At 59.3% G+C, this 23,235-nt stretch carries 16 protein-coding genes; 6 read left to right on the top strand and 10 right to left on the bottom strand.

Annotated features, from left to right (window positions below; all coding sequences use genetic code 11):
* Positions 1 to 68: 68 nt before the first annotated feature.
* From K8B33_RS07755 to dnaA, 10 genes are all read right to left on the bottom strand, one after another.
* A complete protein-coding gene (locus tag K8B33_RS07755) occupies positions 69 to 1,565 on the bottom strand; it encodes a hypothetical protein (protein ID WP_223425288.1) in 1,497 nt (498 codons plus the stop codon).
* Complete coding sequence (locus K8B33_RS07750) at positions 1,558 to 6,996, bottom strand: OmpA family protein (RefSeq protein ID WP_223425286.1); 5,439 nt, start codon at positions 6,994 to 6,996, stop codon at positions 1,558 to 1,560. The genes K8B33_RS07755 and K8B33_RS07750 overlap by 8 nt, the downstream gene beginning before the upstream one ends.
* A 7-nt stretch (positions 6,997 to 7,003) precedes the next feature.
* The gene (locus K8B33_RS07745) at positions 7,004 to 8,131 is read right to left on the bottom strand and encodes a hypothetical protein (RefSeq protein WP_223425284.1); all 1,128 of its coding nucleotides are present in this window, start codon (positions 8,129 to 8,131) and stop codon (positions 7,004 to 7,006) included.
* 59 nt (positions 8,132 to 8,190) lie between these two features.
* On the bottom strand, positions 8,191 to 9,429 hold the full coding sequence (locus K8B33_RS07740; protein WP_223425282.1) for a hypothetical protein: 1,239 nt from the start codon (positions 9,427 to 9,429) through the stop codon (positions 8,191 to 8,193).
* A 99-nt stretch (positions 9,430 to 9,528) separates the two neighbouring features.
* A complete protein-coding gene (locus K8B33_RS07735) occupies positions 9,529 to 9,948 on the bottom strand; it encodes a DUF11 domain-containing protein (protein ID WP_223425280.1) in 420 nt (139 codons plus the stop codon).
* A 206-nt stretch (positions 9,949 to 10,154) separates the two neighbouring features.
* Positions 10,155 to 10,865, bottom strand: a complete 711-nt coding sequence (locus K8B33_RS07730) for a response regulator transcription factor (protein WP_223425278.1) — start codon at positions 10,863 to 10,865, stop codon at positions 10,155 to 10,157.
* Between the two features lie 366 nt (positions 10,866 to 11,231).
* On the bottom strand, positions 11,232 to 13,646 hold the full coding sequence (gene gyrB / locus K8B33_RS07725) for a DNA topoisomerase (ATP-hydrolyzing) subunit B (protein ID WP_223425275.1): 2,415 nt from the start codon (positions 13,644 to 13,646) through the stop codon (positions 11,232 to 11,234).
* Between the two features lie 69 nt (positions 13,647 to 13,715).
* Positions 13,716 to 14,798 carry a DNA replication/repair protein RecF gene (recF, locus tag K8B33_RS07720; RefSeq protein WP_223425273.1) on the bottom strand — a complete coding sequence of 361 codons (1,083 nt, stop codon included), beginning with the start codon at positions 14,796 to 14,798 and terminating at the stop codon, positions 13,716 to 13,718.
* A gap of 91 nt (positions 14,799 to 14,889) precedes the next feature.
* Positions 14,890 to 15,990, bottom strand: coding sequence for a DNA polymerase III subunit beta (gene dnaN, locus K8B33_RS07715; protein ID WP_223425271.1), 1,101 nt, complete (start codon positions 15,988 to 15,990; stop codon positions 14,890 to 14,892).
* A 28-nt stretch (positions 15,991 to 16,018) separates the two neighbouring features.
* Positions 16,019 to 17,512 carry a chromosomal replication initiator protein DnaA gene (gene dnaA, locus K8B33_RS07710; RefSeq protein ID WP_223425269.1) on the bottom strand — a complete coding sequence of 498 codons (1,494 nt, stop codon included), beginning with the start codon at positions 17,510 to 17,512 and terminating at the stop codon, positions 16,019 to 16,021.
* 494 nt (positions 17,513 to 18,006) lie between these two features.
* Between dnaA and rpmH the strand changes: the two genes are divergently transcribed.
* Genes rpmH through K8B33_RS07680 form a run of 6 tightly spaced genes read left to right on the top strand, consistent with a single transcriptional unit; the run spans position 18,007 to position 23,226 of the window.
* Positions 18,007 to 18,141: a 50S ribosomal protein L34 gene (rpmH, locus tag K8B33_RS07705; RefSeq protein ID WP_223425267.1), complete on the top strand. Its 135-nt coding sequence runs from the start codon at positions 18,007 to 18,009 to the stop codon at positions 18,139 to 18,141.
* Positions 18,142 to 18,193: 52 nt separating this feature from the next.
* Complete coding sequence (gene rnpA, locus K8B33_RS07700) at positions 18,194 to 18,625, top strand: ribonuclease P protein component (RefSeq protein WP_223425265.1); 432 nt, start codon at positions 18,194 to 18,196, stop codon at positions 18,623 to 18,625.
* 42 nt (positions 18,626 to 18,667) lie between these two features.
* The gene (gene yidC, locus K8B33_RS07695; RefSeq protein WP_223425263.1) at positions 18,668 to 20,458 is read left to right on the top strand and encodes a membrane protein insertase YidC; all 1,791 of its coding nucleotides are present in this window, start codon (positions 18,668 to 18,670) and stop codon (positions 20,456 to 20,458) included.
* Between the two features lie 33 nt (positions 20,459 to 20,491).
* Positions 20,492 to 21,874, top strand: coding sequence for a tRNA uridine-5-carboxymethylaminomethyl(34) synthesis GTPase MnmE (gene mnmE, locus K8B33_RS07690; protein ID WP_396020976.1), 1,383 nt, complete (start codon positions 20,492 to 20,494; stop codon positions 21,872 to 21,874).
* A 58-nt stretch (positions 21,875 to 21,932) separates the two neighbouring features.
* Entirely contained in the window at positions 21,933 to 22,538 is a 606-nt protein-coding gene (locus K8B33_RS07685; RefSeq protein ID WP_223425259.1) for an RNA polymerase sigma factor, read from the top strand.
* Positions 22,525 to 23,226, top strand: coding sequence for an anti-sigma factor family protein (locus K8B33_RS07680; RefSeq protein WP_223425257.1), 702 nt, complete (start codon positions 22,525 to 22,527; stop codon positions 23,224 to 23,226). The genes K8B33_RS07685 and K8B33_RS07680 overlap by 14 nt, the downstream gene beginning before the upstream one ends.
* The last annotated feature ends 9 nt before the right edge of the window (positions 23,227 to 23,235 follow it).

The following is a 23,235-nucleotide window of genomic DNA, read 5'->3' as shown; positions in this document are numbered from 1 at the left end:
GCAGCCTGTGCCAGCATTCAGACTCTGCCCGGCGCATGCGGTGGCGCCGCCGGGATGGCATATCATACTCAGTGCCTGATTCTCACGTAGTAGGAAAACGTGAAGCCCCGCCCCGGCAACAACACACCTGGCATCTCGAGCAGGAAATGGGTCACCGCCGGATCTTCCTCCTGCTGCAGCACATAGTCATAGGTCAGGCCATTGTTGTCTGAATAGCTTATTGCGCCAGGCGCCAGGCCCGAGACAGGCTCTCCATCGACAAAGTGAATCGGTGCGCCAGCGCCGTAGCCATCCTCTTTCAACAGAGCGTATCTGGATATCGCGGTATTCAGATAAAGATCTGTTACCTCTACGGTGCCAATATTCTCGACGTGAACCGTGTAGCGTACCAGTTCCCCCGGGTCGGCATTGGGCACTGAAGCCTGTTTGGACACCGCAATCTGTGGCCCGGGAATAACCAGCACCTGGCCCAAGTCCTGGTTGTTATCAGCATTGCTGTCGCGTCCGGTAAAGTCGGCGAACTCAACGAACAGTGTTGCCAGTTGCTCTGCGGTGACGCTGTTTGCCCGTAGCACCAGTTGCAGGACTCTTTCATCTCCCTCCTGCAATAAGGGGATCAACCAGCGATCCGGAACGCCATCACCGTTGCTATCTGTCAACGTAGTACCCGGGGGGGCGGTATGCGCCACATATTCAAGCAGCGGACTCGGTGCTATCTGTACCGCGATATCACTGAAATCATCAAAGTGGATATGCCGCAATTGCACGTCTACCGTAAAGGTGTTGCCCGCGGTGACAGTCGGCGGCATCTGCTCGATGGAAAGCGCCATGTCCGGTGGAAACAGGCCTCCACCACTCTCCCCACCCGGGCCGTCCATGTTGTCTTCGATCTGAGAGGGCAAGTTCATGCCTCGGGAGGAGGAAATGTGAAAACGAAGATTGCGCGGCCCGGACATGCCTAGCTGGGCCCATGCCAGACGCGCCTCCATTTCTGTACCCGTTTGAGCGCCACCCACGACATTGCTGTAAAGCTGTGTGCAATCGCCATTGGAGGAGGTGCCGGGCAGGGTGTAACCATCGCCCGCCCCGGATACAGGGCTCACCAGAGGGTCGCCCGCCGGGTCGTCGGGGTAGTAGGGGCACAGGTAGGCGTTCGTGCGGCGGTTGGAGCCGCTCCAGTCGACTCGCAAGATACGTTCGCCCGCCTCCATGCGGCCATTACTGTTTTCGTCCAGGTAAAAAAGCCAGTTGACGGTATTCGTCGCACTGGCCCAGCGCTCCACATAGAAGTAGAGATACTGCTCGTCCCAGGTATACGAAAACTTGCGCAAATCGCGCCCGGTGCTTCCGACCGGATAATCAAGGTCACAGGATGGAGCGCTGTCTCCCTGACAATCTTCGCTGAACTGTCCCGGGTGCGTGGTGATGTTGGTCGGCGCGTACCAATCCGACATGTTGCCATCAATATTGATAGTGCGCGAAATCAGGGGACTGGCTGACACCTGTATGGGGATCAGCAGCGCACACACCAGCAATGCGATACGGGATAGCATGTGCTCAAACATCAGGGACCTCACGACGCATGCCCTGCGCACGGGTCTGATCGAACTTGATACGGAAATCCAGTACCACCCCCTGCATGCGACCCGCAGCGCCATCAAAATCGTCATCGTAGAAGCCCCGGAAGTTGTAGCCCAGGCTCAACCAGACATCCCGCACCGGGCTGTAGCCTGCCATCACCCCCACACTCTCACGACGAATGCCGCTGTTCCAGCTGTGGCTGTGGCTGCCCCGTGTACCCAGGTCCCAGCGCTCGGTGATGTCGTAGCGGTATTCGTAGCCCACCAGGTCGGTGTAGCCACGGTAACGTGCCTCATCAATGGTATCGACCACGTAACGGGCGCCATACTGCAGCGAAAGCTGGTGCCGCCTCAGCGGACGGAAGTTGGCCACCGTATTATTGGTGATGCGTGTGCCGCGTTGTTCACCAAAGGCGTCCAGCTGCTCGTCCAGCGTCAATCGGGTCCGGTTCAGTACAAACCAGTCGGCATCCATGGGGCGCCGCACGTAGCTGCCTTCGATAGCAGATTCGGTGCGACGCTCGCCGGTCGCGGTGCGCGTGTAGAAGTGCAGCAGCCGACCGGCCAGCGTGTCCGCATCATCCAGACGATGGTGGAAACCACTGATAAAATTCCATCTTTCATCGATATCTGAATCACGATGCTCCAGGCGGCTGGTCACTTGCCAGGCTTCCGTGCGATAGCCCAGGCCAGTGAAGACGGCGGTGTAGTCGCCGGCGCGGGCGGTGCCGCTCGCCGTGGGGCGCTCGTCATCGAAACGTGTTTCTGTGGCGCCACTGTCGCGCACCGTCTGCGCGCGATCAAAGCCGAAATCCGTGCTCCAGCCCGCCCCCAGGTCCAGTACCTGATAGAGCCCGGAGTGGGCAAACAGGCGGGGGCCAAATTCGTCATGGGTCTGCCGCAGTTCCGACGAAATAGTACCGCCTTGCCAGGGAGAAGCACGCAGTCCGGCACGAGTATCGCTGGTGCGGCGCTCCTCATTCCAACTGAACTCCTGGGCACTGAACAGACTGACGCGGCTGGTCAGCCGGTAGTCGGCACCCAGACCCAGACGGGACGGATAATCCGTATTGTCGCCGGCGTCATTGATATTGGTTTCGCCACGAATGCTCAGGCGCAGACGTTGTTCCATCAGATCACGATAGGCGCCAGCCAGCAGTTGATCCGAACGCAGGGTGTCATTGTCGCGGTGGTCTTCCGCGCGCCGGACACCGCCGAACATGCCCCAGAGCTGGCTGTCATATTCAGCACGCGTTTCCAGCAAATCCCGGCGATTGTCGGTACCCAGCACTTCCTGCCGGCTCAGTTCCGTCGCCAGGGAAAGCTGTTCGGTAATCCGGTAACGCACGTCACCGCCACTGATACGTCGGGCATCCTGTGTTGCGGATTGCTGGCCAAGCCCGAAACCCTCGGTTTGTTCGCGACTGTGCAGGCGGGTATCCACCCGTTCAGACGTGTACAGATGCTCCATCAGCCAGGCATCGCCGTCATCGCGACCACCCGGCTGGTCCTGACGTGTCATGGCCCGCTCTGCCCGCAATGTGTGATGGTCATTGGGCTTCCAGGTCAGGTCGGCGCCGGCAAGGCTGCCACGTGCGCCGGTGGTGTCGTCATGCACACCGCTGATGCCCAGCTCGATGCGACGCTCGCTGTCATGCACCGCCACACGCCCACCGGTGATCAGGCTCTGTTCGGACTGGTCGGTTTCATACTCGACAACGATCCGCACCGGATTGAAAGCGCCATCCTGCACCGGCACCGGCTGCCGGAAGAATACCGTGCCGCTCTGGTAGTCGATGCTGTAATCGATAAAACGCGTCTGGCCCTGTTCGTTGAGCAGCTCTGCGGTAAAGCGGTCACGGACTTCAATGGTAATGCGCTCGGAACCGGGAATGATATTGCTGCGTGACAAACGGTACAGGCCCGAGGTGCCATCGCCCGCCATCTCATCGCGGATAAAGCCTTGCCGATTTTCGCTGGCGAAGCCCAGCGCGCTCACATGTCGGCCCTGGTACTCGGTCTTGGCGCCGGTGACTGTACGGCTGTAGCGAGACAACTCTGTCACCGTCATCCCCGTATCAAAATCGCCGTAAAGGGCGTAAAAATCCCGGCGCTCCATGCGCACATAAAGCCGATCGCTGGTTGGCGCATCATGGCGACGAAACGCCTCATCCCCGTACAGGACATACCAGGCTTCCGGATCAATGGACTGCCCCAGAGGCGTATCGCCACGACGGCGGCGGCTGTCGTAGGACGCCGTCAACAACCATTCCCCACTGACGCGCCCTCGCGCAAAGAAGGCCATATCACCGTCGGTGTAGAGGTGCTCTTCTCCTGCGTTCAATTCGGACTGATTGCCGGAAAGCGTGTTGTATCCCACACTGCCTTCTGCAAAACCCACCAGAATCCAGTCGCGCAGATGCGGATCTACCCGCACTTCTATTTCATCCGATATGAACTCACCGGACGCCAGACGAATGCGGTAGGTGCCGGCATTGCCCACCGGCTCGAACCACGCATAGCCATTGGCGTCCACCTCGACAATATCCTGCCGCTGGGTCAACGGATTGTCCTGCTGTCGCTTGCGCAGCGGTACCAGCCCCGAGGATTGTGCCAGGCGCAGTTCGGTCCCCGTTTCTATGGGCCGGTTGCGCTCGTCACTCAATGCCAGTTTTACGCCGACCGGCGTGATGCCGTCGGCGCTATTGGGCGAATGTGCGGCGAAGCGAATATGCCGAACCAGACCGGTCAACGTCACCGTCGCCGTATCGCTGAAGCGAACATTGCCAAAGGTATCCAGGCCTTGCAGCTCGAAGCGGTAGTCGCCCTCGTTGAACAACTGAACGCCGACCCAGACGTAGCGATGGGTGCCGGTTTCCTTGTCTGCCATCTTCATGCCGATGCGGCTGTCCGGCACCGGCTCACCATTGAGCAGCAGGCGTGGCTTGAGACGCGCATCCATCACCGCATTGACGCTGAGCACGGGCTGCGCCAGTGTCATGCCATCGCGGAGGTTGATCATGCCGCGCTGTTTGCCTTCATGGCTTGCGGTATCTCCGGCGTCGCTGCGGGTCATACCACTGTCGCCTTCGACAACCGTGTATTCCGGACCGGACACCCGGCGACTGACGTCGGCATGGATCTCTACCCGGCGGTTCAGCGCGCGGCCTTCGGCGGTCGCATTATCGGCCACCGGCTCATCTTCACCGACACTGCGTATATGAATGTCGGACAGCGGTATGCCCATCTGTGCCGCAATATACTCCGCCACGGATTGCGCGCGCGCGTAACCCAGCGCGCGATTATCCGTCAGCGTGCGACCTGCCCGCGGGCGAATGGGCACGTTATCACTGTGCCCGGTGACGGTAATTTTTAACTGTTCGTATTCCATCAGCGCGGCAATGGTGTCATCCAGTTCCGCCTGATCGCTTACCGGCAGGCGCCAGTCCATCACACCAAACTGTGGCCGCAATACAAACTGGCGACTTTCTGCACGCGGCGGCGCAACGGATACCCGATTGCGAGTCTGCAGCACGACCTGCTCGCCACCGGGCAAGGTGCCTCGAGTGATCACCGTCAATGTCTTCTCAGCCTCGGTGACCGCTTCTCGCACGGCTGTAATCGGCAGCGTCAGCTGGTGTCGCCAGTAGCTGCCACGTACCGGAATCCGGAACACAAAATGGTTGGCGTGCTGCATGGGATCGGCAATCAGCTCGCCATCCAGGCGCGCACGGCCTGGCAGCGGCGCCAGGTCCGCAGACAGATAGACTTCCGTGGTGACACTGTCAAAGCGGGTATCTCCTGTGGCGAGATCCAGTGTCATGATGTAGCTGTTCTCACCCGCAACGTCGTCCGTGCGAAGGCGTTGCTGCAGGCGGTCTTTGACTTCCGGTTTGGCATCCAGATAAAAATCTTCGCGCCACAGGGTGCCGCCTTGCACGTTCACAAAGCGCGATATGTCATTGCCCGCAGTGCGACTCGTTCCCGGGCAGGCACGCAGGGTATAGCGCTCGCTCAATGTCTCGGTGTCCAGCTGCAATACATGGGTGCCCGGGCGCACGCCTTCCAGGTGCCAGCGGCCCTGGCTGTCTGTCACCACGTTGGTGCCATCTTGCAGATACAAGCGCACACCGGCCACGCCCTGACCAGCGCGCTCATTGCACTCACCGGCGATCACGCGACCCATGAGAAAAGCACTGTCGTCAAAGAATGCGCGCGCCACCGAGGCGGTCGCTTCAGCCCGATTCGATGACAGGGCACCCGCGCGCGCAACGGCGCTGTTGACCGCAAGGCCGGGGCGAGCCGCGACCGTCACTTCGGTGACATAACGCACGCTACGCGAAGCGCCATCCGGTAGCGGGCCGAGTTCGATACGCAGGTTGCGACCGCCCGGGCCGATGGCCGGGTCCGGGGCGTTTACGCCATCAACGTAGAGTGATCCGCGTTGATAGCGGAAGCCTGGCGGCAGATCATCCTCGATGGTGACTGCCGGCATCAGGGCACCGGAGGCATTTTCTGCGCGCACTCGGTAGGCAACAAAGTCGCCGACCATCACATTGGGGCGCAGGATCTCCTTGGTCAGGAACAAGCCACTTTCCGGCACCACCGCAGCCTGGCCGATAACGGCTGTCTTGCGCGCCTCGCGCTGCGCCAGCTCCGCCATGCTGACGCGCGCTGGCGCCTGGGCAGTCAGTGAGTCCGGCATATCGCCGTAGTCGTCATAGCGTAGCGTCAGGCGCGTCAGATCAGGCAGCGGGGTATCCGCTGACGGTGTCAGATAGCCGATATATCGCTCGCTGGTCGGGGATTCCTGGATCAAGGTGATAATGAACGTATTGGTATTGCCCGCAGCATCTTCGGTATCGACGGTGACAGCCATGAAACGCCGGCCATCTTGCCGCGTGCCGCGTGCCGGCACGCGCGATGGCGCCGTCAGCGGGGGCACCTCCAGCACGACGAACAGGGTTTCGCCCGCTGAAACATTTTCCGCTGGTAGCAGCGGCACCAGCGCACCCGCAGGAATCACCTCGCCGCCCGGGCGGCGTGCCGGGGGCAATGCAGCAAGCGCTTGCGGTGGCAGACCACTGAGGCTGTCCGGGGATGCCGCATTTCCGGGCCATATCCGGTAGGTCGTCGTGGCTTCCGGCGCATAGCGATAGAAGCCGATTTGTTCAAACCGCGTGACAACCGTATTGGCACGCGCACTTGTTGCAGCGCCTTGCCATTGCAGCTGTGCTGCATCACCTGTCACGAGATAGGCACTGCGCGCCACGCCGGGCAGCAGTGCCAGCACCAGAAATATCACTGACAGAAGCAGCGCACAGACACACAACCACGCGGCAACATTGCCCACCGGCCGGTTCACCGGCTGGCGGGCAATTGTTGCTGCCGCATGGCTGTACATTGGCGCTGTCATGTCGGTGTTACTCGACCGTCACACGGAAGAGTACTACCGCACTTTCACCATCCAGAATCTGACCCGTCGCGCCACCGGGGCTGTTGATCGCCGCACCGGTTCCCGCAAACGGGAAGGTGCCGCTGTCCGGTGCGCCAAACGCAGTGCCATTCAGGTTAGTGCTGTCTTCGACATAGCGACTGTATTGCGGGATCTGATCCGTCAGCACCGCACCCGTGACATCTTCGCCGGGAATGGTCGACGCGGTAATGCGGTACTCCAGCACGTCACCCGGGCGAGCTGTTACTCCACTGGTGGCGAAGGCACCGCCCAATGTGACGTTGCGGACTTCCTTGGTCAGCGTGGCTTCGCCAGATAGTACGGCGACACTACCCGAGGTGTCGGTGAATACCACCACGTCACCCGGGCCGCCCGGGCCTGGTGCGGTAGTGCTGCCCTGAACTTCAATCTCGTGGCTGCCGCCGGTACCCGGCACGGTGATTGCCCCTGCATCCAGCGTTACCGTGAAGCTGCCCACTTCGCCGATCTGCGTGCCTACCGGAATGTTCCCGGCGATGATGGCGGGCGCACTGCCGACCGGCGCCAGTTGTAGCGCCGTCGCTACTTCCGGTGTCGTCGTGTTGCCGGACGTCGTCGCCGGCGTGCCGGGTGTGACACTGCTCAAAGTGTAGAAGTAATCCGTACCGCCGATGTTCAGGCGTACGCGATCTCCCGGTGCCAGATGTGTTTCCGACCCGGCTGGAATGAATACCGTGCCGGCCGAGGAGGGCAGGGAGGTGATAGAAGCACCCAGTACCAGGGATGCCGGTGCAACAGCCAGATTGGCTGGCGCGGCAACGCCTGTGTCATTGGTGGAAACCTGAAGATCAAACGTATCTGCGCCGTTACTGGTGTTGGTGACGCTGTAGGTCACAACAACGGTATCGCCGGAGAAGGCTTGTTCAGAAGTGGAAACGATCGTCGGTGTGGACCCGACGGTCAGCACCTGCACATTGACATGCGCCGAGATCTGGCCGCCGTCAAAGTTCATGGTCGCGACATTATGAATCGTGGCGCCGCCGCCAACCGATGCAAGCACCGGCCCGGCAACAACTGACAGGGCCAACCCCGCCAGACAGCGTTTGAAGTAAGACATTTGTATCCCCCTGACAGATCGGAGCATGGCGTGCCATGCCCCGATCTTTTTTCTTATTGTCAGTTATCGATCCGGACCTGGAATTTCACAAAGCTGAATTCGTCCGCATCCAGGGAACCACCTTCGGCGGTTGCGTCATCACCACCGGCACCGGCATAGAAAATGACGGTTTCGTTAGCGCTGTCGTAGGTCCCCGCATCATTGTCACTGCTGCCGTCTGCAACGACCTGCCAGGTCCCCGAACCATTGGCATCCGCCGTCGCGGGGTCGATACGCAAGGAGCCCGACTCATAGGTGATGAACTGCGGGATCGGATCCGTGATGATAATGTCCGTGGCTTCGACCGCACCGGCGGCGGTGTTGTCGACCACAATCAGATACTCCATCAGGTCACCCGGGTTGCCACCCACACCGGCGGTGTAATAGGTCGCGCTGTTGACCGTCCGTGCGCCCGTTCCCGTCACGGCGTTGTCGACGTTGCGGACATACTTGAGAACCGTCAGCACAGGACGCACTACCGTTATCGTGGTCTCGTCACCGTCCACCGTTACAGCACCATCTTCCTGGGAGGTAAAGGTTGTGGTGACAACGTGTGTACCGCTGGTTGCCGGCAACGTCGTGGAGGCTGTCAGTACCGTTACGGTTACCGTACGTTGCTGCCCGATGATCGACCCGATTGCGTGTGACTCATTAAGGGCCGTCTCCAGTGTCAGCGTAACGACGTTGGTGCTTGCGCCGGTGCTTTCATCAATGCCGCCCGCTGCAATAACAACGGATTCTTCGTTCGGCATGCCAGGGTTAAGGATGATGGTGTCACCGGCAGCCAGGCCATTGACGGAACCGTCGGCAATCGCGTCAAAGGGTACTTCGATGGTGGTGTCACCTGCAGAAGCCGGATTGGCAACCGTGGTAGCACCCAGCGCAACAGATGCCGCACCGCTAAAGGCGGGCGCGCCGTTCATATCGGTATTGACTGACGCAGATGAGATCAGATACAGGTCCGGGCCATTGGCGGTTGCCGTTACCGTGTAATCGATATCATAGGAGGTGTTACCGGTTGCCGGATTGATGCTGGTCGGATCCACGCTAACCAGGGGCGCAGAGGCGACCAGGTTGACGGTGATACTGACACTGGCGGTGACGTCCGGTTGCGCATTGTTTGCCGCATCGCTGAAGCTGACCGTGACACTGTTCTGAATCACTGTGTTTGCTGCGGTACTGGCCAGTGCTGGTGTCGCCATGAACGCCACCCCCGCCAGCAACACCGTCGCAATCTGACGATGGATCAATGTTTTCATCTTGCTTCCCCTGTACTTGGTACGCCTTTTTTTATAACTAAAGCCCGCCTGGCGTGATCAACGGGCAGTTCCGTAAGCCAGCAGATGCCGGGGCCGGAATTACTCAACCATCACTGAAAAGCCCACAGAACCGGAGCGGCCCGCAGGGATTTCCGACACCTGCCACCGAACAGCCGTCAGCTGACCTGTCTCAGTGTTGGTGTCGAGAGATATTTCTGTGCCATCGCCCCATGCACTGTCCGGGACGTAGCGCGTGCCGGCGGGCACAGGATTATCGAGGCGGATATCGCGGGCATCGGATGTGCCGTCGTTGCGGTAGGTCAGTGTGTAGAAGATTTCATCGCCTGGCAGTGCATCTTCAGCGACAACGCGCTGAACGGTTTCGGCACCTTGCTCGTCTGTCACAATGATTTCTTTCTCTGCCACCATTTGTACTGACATGTTCGGTGCAGCATGAAGCCCTGCGGACAACAGACTGCTCAGCAATGCCATCGCGAAGATCAGATTGCGATTGATCATTGGTTTCTCCCGTAAACATCATCGCTGGACCCCCCGCATGCGGGAGTTCCCCCAACCTATGATTGTTTACGAGCAGGCATGGATATGTACTGAACCGCGGATGAACAGCCTATGAACAGGATCGTGATAATGGAGGGTGAAGCGAGGAAAGCAGGGGAAAATACGTCGCGTACAGCCGTATGGGCGTAATGATATTAACGGGTCGTTCAGGCAGGTGACTGAACGACCTCTGGACCCAGGCGATAACCGATGCCGGGTACTGTGACGATGACTTGCTCACCGTCCAGGTCGCTGGTCAGCTTTTTACGCATCCGGTAAATCAGCACGGTGACCGTCTCGGGATTGCTGCCATTGATATTGCGGGACAGCACATCGGCCAACTGCTCGCGGGTCAGCGCAGCGCCCTTGGCTTTGACCAGGGCCAGCAGAATATCCAGCTCCCCGCGGGTCAGCGTCAGCCGATGCCCGTGTTCATCATGCAGGCTCCACTGGTCCGGGAGCAGTGTCCAGGAGCCGAAGCTGATGCGCTGCACTTCTTCTGACGTCCGGTTACGATTACGTTGCCGGGCCAGGAAGTTACGCACGCGCAGCTCGAGCTCGCGGACATTGAAGGGTTTGATAACGTAATCATCCGCACCCAGCTCCAGCGCCGTCAGCCTGCTTTCGTGATCTGCTCTGCCCGACACAACAAACACCGGCACATCAGAGGTCGCACGCAGGCGGCGTAGCAGTACCAGGCCATCCTCGTCCGGTAAATTGAGATCCAGCAGAACAAGATCATGGGCCGGATTAGGCACCTGCTCGAGAAAAGTGGCGCCGCAAGCCGCCTCCGTGACCTCATATCCCTTGAGATTGAATACCTCACGGATTGCGGCACGCAGCATGTCATCGTCTTCCACCATCAGTAGGCGATCCATTCAATTCCCTCAACACAGATTGGTCATCGGAAGGCTGCTGCCAGGCAACAGTGTCCAGCCGGAAGGTGATCGTGGGGGGTCATTCTGCAAGTTCCACGCCACCCGATTGCCAATGCAGGGCTTTCACTCTGCGCAAAAGATGGTACATCGCCGTGCGTCTTATTATAACGCATTGATATATATGATTATTTTTAATTCTGATTCGGCGGTTTATCATGCCGGGGCAGCGCCGACCGTGCCCTGCGCTTTGCGCAGGGCGACGGTCATCGCAGCCTGAAGCTCGTTGTTCAGGCACCCAGTTTGGCAAAAGCCAACAAATTTTGGCGCCTCATACTGCCAACTGTGTCACTAAATCCATAATGCTGCTTAAACGTCCAGGTTCGAGACCTGCAAGGCGTTGGATTCAATGAACTGTCGACGGGGGTCGACGTCATCGCCCATCAATGTAGTGAAGATCTGATCTGCGCCGATCGCATCCTCGATGGTCACCTGGAGCATGCGACGGCTGCCCGGGTCCATGGTCGTTTCCCACAGCTGGTCCGGGTTCATTTCACCCAGCCCTTTGTAGCGCTGAATGCTGGTGCCCTTGCGCGCTTGCACCATAAGCCACTCCAGCGCTTCGGCGAAATGGCGGATCGGACGGCGGCTCTCACCGCGCTCAACCGCTGCATCCTCGGCCAGCAAACCTTCCAGCTTTTCGCCCAACGTGCGGATACGGGCGTAGTCCGGTGAGGCGATAAAATCCGAAGAGATGCGGTATTCGCGGGACACACCGTGAGCAAGTACTTGCACACTTGGTAGCAGCCAGCCACGCTCGGTATCTTTCACCGGCGTGATGACAACGCGCTGGGTCTCGTCACTGTTGCGATTCGAGCGTACGGCCAGGTTTTCACACCACTCTGCCATGAAGCTTTCATCTCTCATGCGGTCTTCATTGAGAGACGGCACGTAGATCAGCTGCTCCAGCACATACGAGGGGAAAATCCGGGATTGGCGGGCAACCACTTTCATGACGCCACGGTACTCGCGAATCAGGCTTTCCAGGCGCTCGCCGGTAATAGGCGGTGCGCCGTTACCCGGAAGCAGGGCACCTTTATCCAGCGCGATATTGGTGAGGTACTCCTCCAGGGCGACATCGTCCTTGAGGTAGTTTTCCTGCTTGCCCTTCTTGATCTTGTACAACGGCGGCTGGGCAATATAGATGTAGCCGCGCTCGATCAGCTCGGGCAACTGGCGGAAGAAGAACGTCAGCAGCAGGGTACGAATATGGGAGCCATCCACGTCAGCATCGGTCATGATGATGATGCGGTGATAACGCAGCTTGTCCACATTGTACTCGTCCCGACCAATGCCGCAGCCCAATGCCGTGATCAGGGTGCCCACTTCCTGGGAAGAAATCATCTTGTCGAAGCGTGCTTTCTCCACATTCAGGATTTTGCCTTTCAGCGGCAGAATCGCCTGGCTCCGGCGATCACGGCCCTGTTTGGCTGAGCCGCCCGCAGAATCACCCTCCACAATGTAGAGTTCGGACAGGGCAGGGTCTTTTTCCTGGCAATCTGCCAGTTTGCCGGGCAGGCCCGCGATATCCAGCGCGCCCTTGCGGCGAGTCATTTCACGCGCTTTACGGGCGGCATCCCGTGCCCGGGCCGCATCAATGATCTTCTGTACGATGATTTTCGCTTCGGACGGGTGCTCCAGCAGGTAATCCTGGAAACGTTCCGCCATGGTCTGTTCGACGGCAGTCTTCACTTCCGAGGACACCAGTTTGTCCTTGGTCTGGCTGGAGAATTTCGGATCCGGCACTTTCACGGAGATCACGGCGGTCAGGCCTTCCCGGGCATCGTCACCGGAGGTCGCCACCTTCTCTTTCTTGAGGAAGCCTTCCGCGTCCATATAGCTGTTCAGGGTACGCGTCAGCGCCGCCCGGAAGCCCGCGAGGTGTGTGCCACCATCCCGCTGGGGGATGTTGTTGGTGAAACAGAACAGGTTTTCGTTGTAGGACTCATTCCACTGGAGCGCCACTTCAACGCCGATGCCGTCTTCGCGGTCTACCTGGAAGTGGAAAACCTTGTTCAGCGGCGTTTTCACGCCATTGAGGTAGGTCACAAAGGCAGCCAGGCCACCCTCGTATTCAAAGATATCTTCGTGGTCTGAACGCTCATCCCGCAGGCGAATACGCACGCCAGAGTTGAGGAAGCTCAGTTCCCGCAGGCGTTTTGCCAGAATATCGAAGTGGAAATTGATGTCGGTGAAGGTTTCCGGGCTGGGGCGGAAGCGCACGGTTGTGCCGGTGCCGTCGGTGTCACCCACCATTTTCAGGGGTTCTGTCGGCACCCCGTGACGATAGATCTGCTCATAGAGCTTGCCGTCACGCCGAATAGACAGCTTGAGTTCTTCTGACAGGGCATTTACCACGGAAACGCCCACGCCATGCAGGCCGCCGGATACTTTGTAGGAGTTGTCATCGAATTTGCCGCCGGCATGCAGCACGGTCATGATCACCTCGGCAGCCGATACCCCTTCTTCTTCGTGGATATCAACCGGGATACCACGGCCATTATCAGAGCAAGTGACGCTTTCATCCGGGTGGATGATGACCTGAATTTCAGAGCAGTGGCCTGCGAGCGCCTCATCGATGGAATTGTCCACCAGCTCGAACACCATGTGGTGCAAGCCAGTGCCGTCGTCCGTATCCCCGATATACATGCCGGGGCGCTTGCGCACCGCATCCAGGCCTTTGAGCACCTTGATATTCGAGGAATCGTACTTTTTCTCGGTCATCGTTTTCCCTTTGCGGTTTGCCGCTCTTTCCGTTCAACGCATCCACCCAGAGGCCATGGTTCCTGGCAATCAGGGCACTTGATCAAGCCTGCCATGTTCCACGTGGAACACTTTGACATCATCTTCCGCTGCCAGATCGGGCAGGGCGTCGGCAGACAATGCCGTAATAATCAGTTGCTGCTTCAAGGCCCTTAGGGCCTTGAGCACCGCGCCGCTGTGGGCGTTATCCAGTTCTGAGGCCAAATCATCCACCAGAATCAGGCATTTTCCCTGACGTCCACGAATCAGAAGATTCAGCTGGGCCAGCAGCAGGGCATAACTCAGGGTCTTCAGCTGGCCGCGGGAAAACACATCCCGAACCGGCCCGGCTACACTACCAAGCCGCAGTTCGGCCCGATGTGCACCCTTGCCGGTATGACCTCGCTCGCAATCCCGAGCAAGGTCGGCACGGAGAAGGTCCGCAAGATCCTCACCTTCTGCCCAGCCCTGATAGAGCGACATGGTCACTTCCGGCAGCTCGCCGATATCAACCAGTACCTCATCCAGGTAGGGCCTGAGAGCCTCCAGGTACCCACTACGCAACTGACTGATTCTAGCAGATGACAACGCAACTTGCTGGTCCCATGGCGCTATTTCTCGGGCATCAGGGCGCCCGTTGCGCAGCAGTCGGTTTCGCTGCTGGAGCGCCACATTGAGGGCACGCCAATCACCGAGGAAAGATTGTTCCACGTGGAACAATCCCCAGTCGAGAAAGCGCCTTCGACCGGATGATGGACCCTCCACGATATCCACCGTACCGGGGTGAAACACCTGAACTGGCAGTAATCGGGCCAGATCACTCAGCCCGCGCACACTGGCGCCATCCAGCTTCAAGCCAGAAAACTGCTGTCTCGTGCGTGCCATACCCAGACGATGCTGCCGCTCATCAGACAGCACTTCCGCATAGAGCACCGTTTCCTGCGCCGCTTCATTCACCAACCGCTGTAATCGACCACTGCGGAAACTCCGGCCTGAACCGAGCAGGTATACCGCCTCGAGCAAGCTGCTCTTGCCCGAACCGTTATCGCCAAACACCAGGTTCACACCAGGGCCGGGTTCGAATTCAACACGGGAATAGTTGCGGAACGCTGTCAGTACGAGGCGCTGCAGCATAGGGGGGAGTATCGAAAGTCAGGGAGGAGGGGGAGGGCACCACAGCCCGACCGGCTAGCCAGCCGAGCTGCGGAACAACACGCTTTCACGATCAGAGGCGCATCGGCATGACGACGTAGAGTGTCGCTGCCACATTAGGATCTGTGACAACAGCGCTGCTGTTGCTGTCGCCCAGCTGTATCTGTACCTCGGTACCGTGCAGGGTGTTCAGCACATCCAGCAGATAGCTCACGTTGAAACCGATCTCGAGCTCGGTGCCCTGGTAGTCCACGGACACTTCTTCTTCTGCTTCTTCCTGCTCGGGGTTATTGGCCTGCAGCTTGAGGCTGGCCTCGGACAACTGGATACGCACGCCCCGATACTTTTCGTTGGACAGAATGGCCACCCGGCTCAGGGCATGTCGCAGGGTTTCCCGATCTGCCAGTATCCGGCGCTGTCCTTCCCGCGGCACCACACGGTCGTACTCGGGGAACTTGCCGTCCACCAGCTTGGAGGTAAACGTCACATCACCGGCGATAACGCGCACATGGTTATTGCCCACGGTCAGTTTGACCGGCTGGCTCACATCACCCAGCAGGCGGGCCAGCTCCATGATGCCTTTGCGCGGCACGATAACCTGACTCTCTGTCGTGATGCCCTCGATCTCCGCATCGGCCATCGCCAGACGGTGACCGTCTGTGGCCACGGTGCGCAGACGTCCTTTACGCAATTCCACCAGCATGCCGTTGAGGTAGTAACGGACATCCTGCTGGGCCATGGAAAAGGCCGTGCTGTCGATCAGCCTGCGCAGCTGGTCCGGCGCCACATCCAGGGCAGCACCGCCGATATCGTCTTCCAGATTCGGGAACTCTGATGCCGGCAGGGTAGACAGGGTGAACCGACTGCGGCCAGAGCGGACGATCATGCGCTCGCCATCCACCTCAAAACGAAGGTCTGCTTCTGCGGGCAGGCTCTTGCAGATATCCAGCAGCTTGCGCGCCGGCACCGTCGTTTCACCACCGAGGACTTCGCCTTCCAGCCCCAGCCGGGCAACCAGTTCCAGTTCCAGATCTGTGCCGGTGATGGCCAGCTGCGAGTCCGTGACTTCAAGCAGGACATTAGAGAGCACCGGCAAAGTCTGGCGCCGCTCGACCACCCCGGCCACCTGTTGCAAGGGCTTCAGCAGCAGCTCGCGGTTGATGGTGAATTTCATATTATTCCCCTACATTCCATATGGTTAATCAGGAGGTCAGACTGCGCAGCAGGTTCTGATAATCTTCTTCGATCTCGGTGCTCCCTTCCCGCAGCTCTTTCATCTTCCGGCAAGCATGCAACACAGTAGTATGATCACGGCCACCAAACGCCGCGCCAATCTCCGGCAGGCTGTGGCTGGTCAACTCTTTCGACAACGCCATGGCCATCTGTCGCGGCCTGGCCACAGACCGACTGCGACGGGGTGACAGCAAGTCCGCTATCTTGATCTTGTAGTACTCCGCCACGGTACGCTGGATGTTGTCCACGCTCACCTGGCGTGCCTGTATGGCCAGCAAATCCCGCAGCGCATCCTTCACCAGGGCGATGTCCAGCTGTGCCCCTGTGAAGCGCACATGGGCGATCACCCGCTTCAACGCACCTTCCAGTTCACGCACATTAGACCGGATACGTTGCGCAATAAAGAAGGCCGCATCGTTGGGCAGCTCGATACGGGCTTCCTCTGCCTTCTTCTTCAGAATCGCGACGCGAGTCTCCAGCTCCGGCGGCTCCATGGGCTGGGACAAGCCCCAGCCGAACCGGCTCTTGAGCCGTTCCTCCAGCCCGTCGATCTCCTTGGGAAACTTGTCGCAGGTCAGGATGATCTGCTGGCCGTTCTCAAGCAAGGCATTGAAGGTATGGAAAAACTCCTCCTGGGATTGCTCCTTGCCGGCAAAGAACTGGATATCATCGATCAGCAGGGCATCTACGGTCCGGTAGAACCGCTTGAACTCATTGATCGTCTTGTTCCGCAGTGCGGAGATCATGTCGGCGACAAAGCGTTCGCTGTGAAGGTAGACCACCTTGGCGTTGGGGTTACGGCGCAGCAGGCCATTGCCCACGGCATGCATCAGGTGCGTCTTGCCCAGGCCCACGCCCCCGTAAAGCAGCAGGGGGTTATAGCCGTGGGTGCCCGGATTCTCAGCCACTTGCTGCGCGGCGGCTGCGGCCATCCGGTTGGACTTGCCTTCCACAAAGTTATCAAACAGAAAGGCACTATTGAGGTTGCTGCGATGTTTGGGCGCTGTGGCTGCCTGGCTGCCCCCCTGCGCCGCTTCCCGGGTGGGCGTCACCGTGGGGGCGCTGGACTGCGAGTAGCTCCCTGGCAACGACGCAACCTGCCCCACGGGGCTACCGGACGGGTTGCTGGCTGCACTGCCCTGTGAACTGCCCGCTGTATTGCCACCGCCAGCGCCTTCTCCGGCAGACAGCACAGACGATACGACCTGCGGCCGCGAAGCGCCGACCTTCATGTTGATGCTGGGCACAGGCCCGGTCTGCAGTTCCCCCATCAGCTCGCCGATACGGTCCAGGTACTTGTCCCGTACCCAGTCGACAATAAAACGGTTCGGGGCAAACAGGATCAGCTCGCCGCCGTCCGCAGACGCGACAACCTGCAGGGGCCGGATCCACATACTGTATTGCTGCGCGGGAAGCTCGTCTTCAAGACGGGCCAGACACCGGTTCCAGAGTTCTTCGGACACGTCCCTGCCTTTCGCTGGTACATACATCTGGTACATACGTAAATGAAGCAGGCATTCTAACCCTGCAGGCAGCCGTTATCCACAGCCATTCCACACCCGGACTGTGCCCCCCGCACCCTCTTTTTTCTGTGGATAACCTTGGGCGCGACAGGGCGCACAAGGTCGGTACAACACTGTGCATGGAACGGTGGACTGTTTTCATCCACCGCCATCCACCGGTTCTCCCCAGCTTCCCGGCCCTTGCCGCACCGGGATACCAACCGTTTACACACAGGTTAACTGTATGTTTTATATTGACTTTTCAAACTTATCCACTGAAATCCGTTTGCCTATTACTATCACTATTACCTTAAAAGACTTAAATATATAAAAGATATAATAATAAGCAGTCCGCACTCCGTAGGCCGCCCGGAAATCGCCGTTTGACACCGGGGAACCGCTCCCCTAGAATTGCCGCCCTTCTCAAGACCAGCTGATCCCGTGGGGATGATGCAATGAAACGTACATTTCAACCGAGCAATCTGAAGCGCAAGCGCACCCATGGTTTCCGTGCCCGCATGGCAACCAAGAACGGCCGTGCGGTCATCAATCGTCGTCGTGCCAAAGGCCGCAAGCGGCTGACTGTCTGACCTCTGTCTGCGTTCTTTTGCCCCGCTTGCTGATCTCCTCGACGCTGCGCTCATGACCGGTATAACTGGCGAGCCCGGCGCAGGTGATCATGAAGCGGGGACGCACGAACTCGACAAACCGCGCCAGGGCTATCGATTTCTTCGTGCCAATCGTCTCCTCCAGCCTGCCGCCTTCCAGCGTGTATTCAACCAGCCTGATTACAAGGTCGGTGGACGCCACTTCCTGTTTCTAGCCCGTGAAAACCAGACCGATCTGCATCGGCTCGGCATGGTCATTGGCCGTAAGCGCGCCAAACGTGCTGTAGACCGTGCGCTGGCCAAACGCCAGCTGCGGGAAAGGTTTCGTCAGCGCCCCGAGCAGCTGGCCGGCCTTGATATCGTAGTTATCCTGCGTGGCAATCTGAAGCATCCTGATGCCGCAATCCTGCGGGCCGAGATCGATAGCCTCTGGGACAAGCTGCTTGCCAAGCGCCATCAGGCTTGAGACACTGCCCGCCGATTTTCTCGCCGCCAAAAAGCCCGAATTATGGAAATCCAGCGCGCTCTGATTCTTACCGCGATTGCCGTGGTCACCTACCTGATGATTCTTGCCTGGCAGGAAGATTACGGCAGGGCTCCGGAAGTCGACCATGCTACCGTTACCCGGGATCAGGGCTCTGTGCCCGGTGATACCCTCGGCGACAGCTTCGACGAAGGGGGCGACCGTCCTGCGGCGGTTGCGGCCAATGCGAATGGTGATGATGACATCCCTTCTGCAGAGGAAGCGCCGCGCGCTTCGTCCGCTGCCGCGGACGAAGCCATCCCTGCCACGGCGAACCAGGCACCCAGTGCCACAGCCGAACGGCTGATTACTGTACGCACCGATATCCTGGAACTGGAAATTGATCGGCTGGGTGGCGATATCGTTCGCATTTCCCTGCTTGATTATCCGCGCCAGGTCGATACGCCTGATGAACCCTTTGTGTTGCTGGAACGCTCCAGCGCCCGGACCTATGTGGCCCAGAGCGGTATTGTTGGGGCTAATGGCACCGACAGTGCAGAAGGTCGCCCTACCTGGCAGGCCGAACAGGCACGCTACACACTCAGCGAGAACGAGCATGAGCTGAATGTCGACCTGTACTATCGCCAGGACAGCGGCGCTGAAATTATCAAGCGATTTACCTTCGAGCGTGGCAGCTACCTCATCCGTCATTCTCACATTGTGCGTAACAACACCAATGAGATCTGGCAGGGCGCGCTTTATGGTCAGATCAAGCGGGACGGTTCCGACGATCCGGGTAAGTCTTCCGCTGGCTTTATTCCCATGCCGACGTATCTGGGCGGTGCATACTGGAGCAGCGATAAGCCCTACAACAAACTGACGCTCTCCAATATGCGCGATGAGAATCTGCGCACCACCCAGGAAGCGGGCTGGGTGGCCATGATCCAGCACTATTTCCTGTCCGCCTGGATTCCTGATCCGAGTGAGCGTCATACCTTCAGTAGCGTCTATCGTAAGAACCAGGATGAATACATCCTGCGCTTCATGTCGCCGACAACGACGGTCGCCCCGAACAGCGAAGGCGTGCTTTATACCGAGTTTTATGCCGGCCCCAAGCAACAGGATAATCTGAGAGCCATCAGTCCCGGTCTGCACATGACGGTGGATTATGGTTGGCTGTGGTTCATCTCCCAGCCGATCTTCGCAGTGCTGGTGTTCCTGCAAAGCGGCCAGATCAGTATTTTCGGTAACCAGTTCGACGTGGGCTTTGGTGTCGGCAACTGGGGTATCGCGATCATTCTGCTGACCCTGCTGATCAAGCTGGCGTTCTTCAAACTGTCCGCAGCCAGCTACCGGTCCATGGCGCGTATGCGCAAGGTGGCGCCGGAGATGCAGCGCATTCGTGAGCAGCACAAGAGCGATCGGCAGAAGCAGTCCCAGGAGCTGATGAAGCTCTACCAGAAAGAGAAGATCAATCCGCTGGGCGGGTGTTTGCCGATCCTGGTGCAGATGCCGGTGTTCATCGCGCTCTACTATGTGTTGCTGGAATCTGTCGAGCTGCGCCAGGCGCCTTTCTTTGGCTGGATTCAGGATCTGTCGCTGATGGACCCCTGGTTTATCCTGCCGTTGTTGATGGGCGCCTCCATGTGGTTCCAGATGCGTCTGAACCCGACCCCGCCGGACCCGACCCAGGCTCAGGTGATGAAATGGATGCCGGTCATCTTCACGGTGTTCTTCCTGTGGTTCCCGGCAGGTCTGGTGCTGTACTGGTTGACCAACAACCTCCTCTCCATCGCGCAGCAGTGGGTCATCACTCGCCGGATCGAGAACGAGTAAGGTGGGCCCTCGGCCCACCTCATGTAATATCTGCTGATGCAGCCGGATCAGGACACCATCGTCGCTATCGCCACCGCCCCGGGTCGGGGCGGTATCGGCGTGGTACGTCTTTCCGGTTCTGACGCACAACGCATCGCCGCGCGCTTGATTCGCCCCGGTCTGTCTCTCAAACCCCGCTTCGCCCACTTCACAGAATTCCACGCGCCGGATGGCGTCGTCATCGATGAGGGCCTGGTGCTCAGCTTTCCGGGGCCACATTCTTTTACCGGAGAGGATGTGGTGGAATTGCAGGGGCACGGTGGCCCGGTGCTGCTGGATCAAGTGGTGCAAACCTGCCTTCATCACGGCGCGCGACAGGCCCGGCCGGGTGAATTTTCCCTGCGCGCCTTTCTCAATGATCGGCTGGACCTGGCACAGGCTGAGGCCATCGCTGATCTGATTGATGCCGGCACGGTCAGTGCTGCCCGGGCAGCCGCAGGGTCCTTGCGGGGCGTATTCTCCCTGGAGGTGAATGCGCTGGTGGAGCAATTGATCCAGCTGCGGATCTATGTTGAAGCAGCGATTGATTTCCCCGAGGAAGAGATCGACTTTCTCAGTGATGGCAAGGTGGCCGGTGATCTGGCGGCACTGATTGCAGCGACGCAACAGGTTCTGGCGAATGCGCGCCAGGGTAGCCTGCTACGGGATGGCATGACGCTGGTGATTGTCGGGCGCCCCAACGCGGGTAAGTCCTCACTTCTCAATGCACTGGCAGGCAATGAGGTAGCGATTGTTACCGACATAGCCGGTACAACCCGGGATCTGTTGCGGGAGACCATCCAGATTGACGGCATGCCGTTGAACATCATCGACACGGCTGGTCTGCGGGAATCTCCAGACCAGGTGGAGCAGGAAGGTATCCGGCGGGCCTGGGCAGCGCTGGAACAGGCAGATCGCATCCTGTTGGTCGTGGATTCCCAGACTGTCACACCGGGCCAGCTGGCGAACACCGATCAATTGTTGCCAGATCAGGAGAAGCGCCTCTCGTCACTGGGTATCCCGATCACGGTGATTCTCAACAAGGCCGATCTTTCCGGACTTGCGCCCGGTATACAGACAGTCGACCACGCCACCCTGGCGATCTCCGCCACCTCGGGCGACGGCCTTCAGGCGCTGCGCCAACATCTCACTCAGGCCGCAGGATTCCACAGCGACGCGGCCAGTCCTTACTCGGCACGGCGGCGCCACCTGGTGGCGCTGGAGCAGGCCCTTGCGGCCATGCATCATGGTACGGCCCAGCTTCACGGTCAGGCGGCCGGAGAGCTGCTGGCAGAGGATTTGCGCGCCGCACAGCAGGCTCTGGAGGGGATCACCGGGGCTTTCAGTGCCGATGACCTGCTGGGCCGCATTTTTTCAAGCTTCTGTATCGGAAAGTAGCCACAATACAGAAAGTGCGCGATGGAACCTTTTCACTGCCCGGGGCGTGTATTTCACTATGGCACTATCTCCAGATGATCTGGCGAGACAGAAGCAGTTCGAGATGCTGCTGGGCCCCTGCCTGCCTGGCTTGTATCGCGTCGCCCGTCGCTTCACGGAAAACAGCCATGATGCGGAAGACCTGCTGCAGACGGTGCTGTTGAAGCTCTACCCGAGACTGGACGAGCTGGCAGGCATTGAAAAGCTGATGCCCTGGCTGACCAAGGTGCTGTTGCGGGAGTTCATAGACGACCAGCGTCGGCAGAACCGCTGGTTGCGTGTCGTGCAGCCGGAGCACGAGATCGAGAACACCCTCAGCTTCCAGACAGCCCTGGAAACAGTCCAGGAAGCACCCGATCAGCTGCTGGATGAATCCCGGACAGCACGCAAGGTCAGAACCGCTCTGGACAGTCTTTCCACCGATCATCGGGTATTGGTCATCATGCACGACATGGAGGGGTATGCTCTGGAGGAGCTCAGCGGAATACTCGATCTGCCGATGGGCACCGTGAAGTCCCGGTTGCACCGAGCCCGGGCCCGCTTGAGAGAATTGCTGGAAAAGGACGCCGCCCCGCCCGGTCCGCGTGTCAAGGTATGGAGGTATTTCCACAATGAAATGCGATGAGCTGAACGATCAGCTCGATGATTACATCGATCATCGGCTCTCGGACAATGCCCGTGCTGAATTCGAAGCGCATATGGAAAGCTGCGCGGCGTGCTGCGGCCGGGTTGCCCGGGCACTGTCATTGCAGAATACCTTGCGCAGTCTGGAAACGCCGCCGATGCCGCAGGACATGGCTGAGCGCCTGTTCCGGCGTGTGGCAGAAGAAGACATGGCCCGGCGAGCTGCCGAAAAACAACCGGACTCGCGGGTGAACCGACTGTTAAAGCCTGGCCTGGCGGCTGCGGTCATGCTGGGGCTGCTGCTGGGCTGGGGGCTTTTCAGCCCCGGGCCGGAGCGCGCTGGGCTGACCGAGTGGGTGCTACTGGATCTGAATGACGTGCGAGAGGTCCAGTTCGCCGTCAATGCACGGGATGCCCTGGAGGGCGTCACGCTGACGCTGCGGATTCCCGACAATACGGAACTGGTAGGGTATCCGGATCAACGGGAGCTTACCTGGACCACGGATCTGCGCCAGGGGCCCAACCTGTTGTCCCTGCCGCTGCGCGGTGCCCGTGCCGGGCAGGGGGAAGTCGTGGTCATGATTGACACCCCATCCGGACGGCAAACCCAGAAAGTGTTGTGGGTGGATACCGCACATCACCAGCGTTCCGATGGCATACCCATGACATTGGAGACACCGGCAACGTGAGCAAGAGCA

The sequence above is a fragment of the Alcanivorax limicola genome (assembly GCF_019931215.1).
In the GTDB taxonomy this organism is placed as follows: domain Bacteria; phylum Pseudomonadota; class Gammaproteobacteria; order Pseudomonadales; family Alcanivoracaceae; genus Isoalcanivorax; species Isoalcanivorax limicola.
This window is presented reverse-complemented; position numbering and strand designations above follow the sequence as displayed.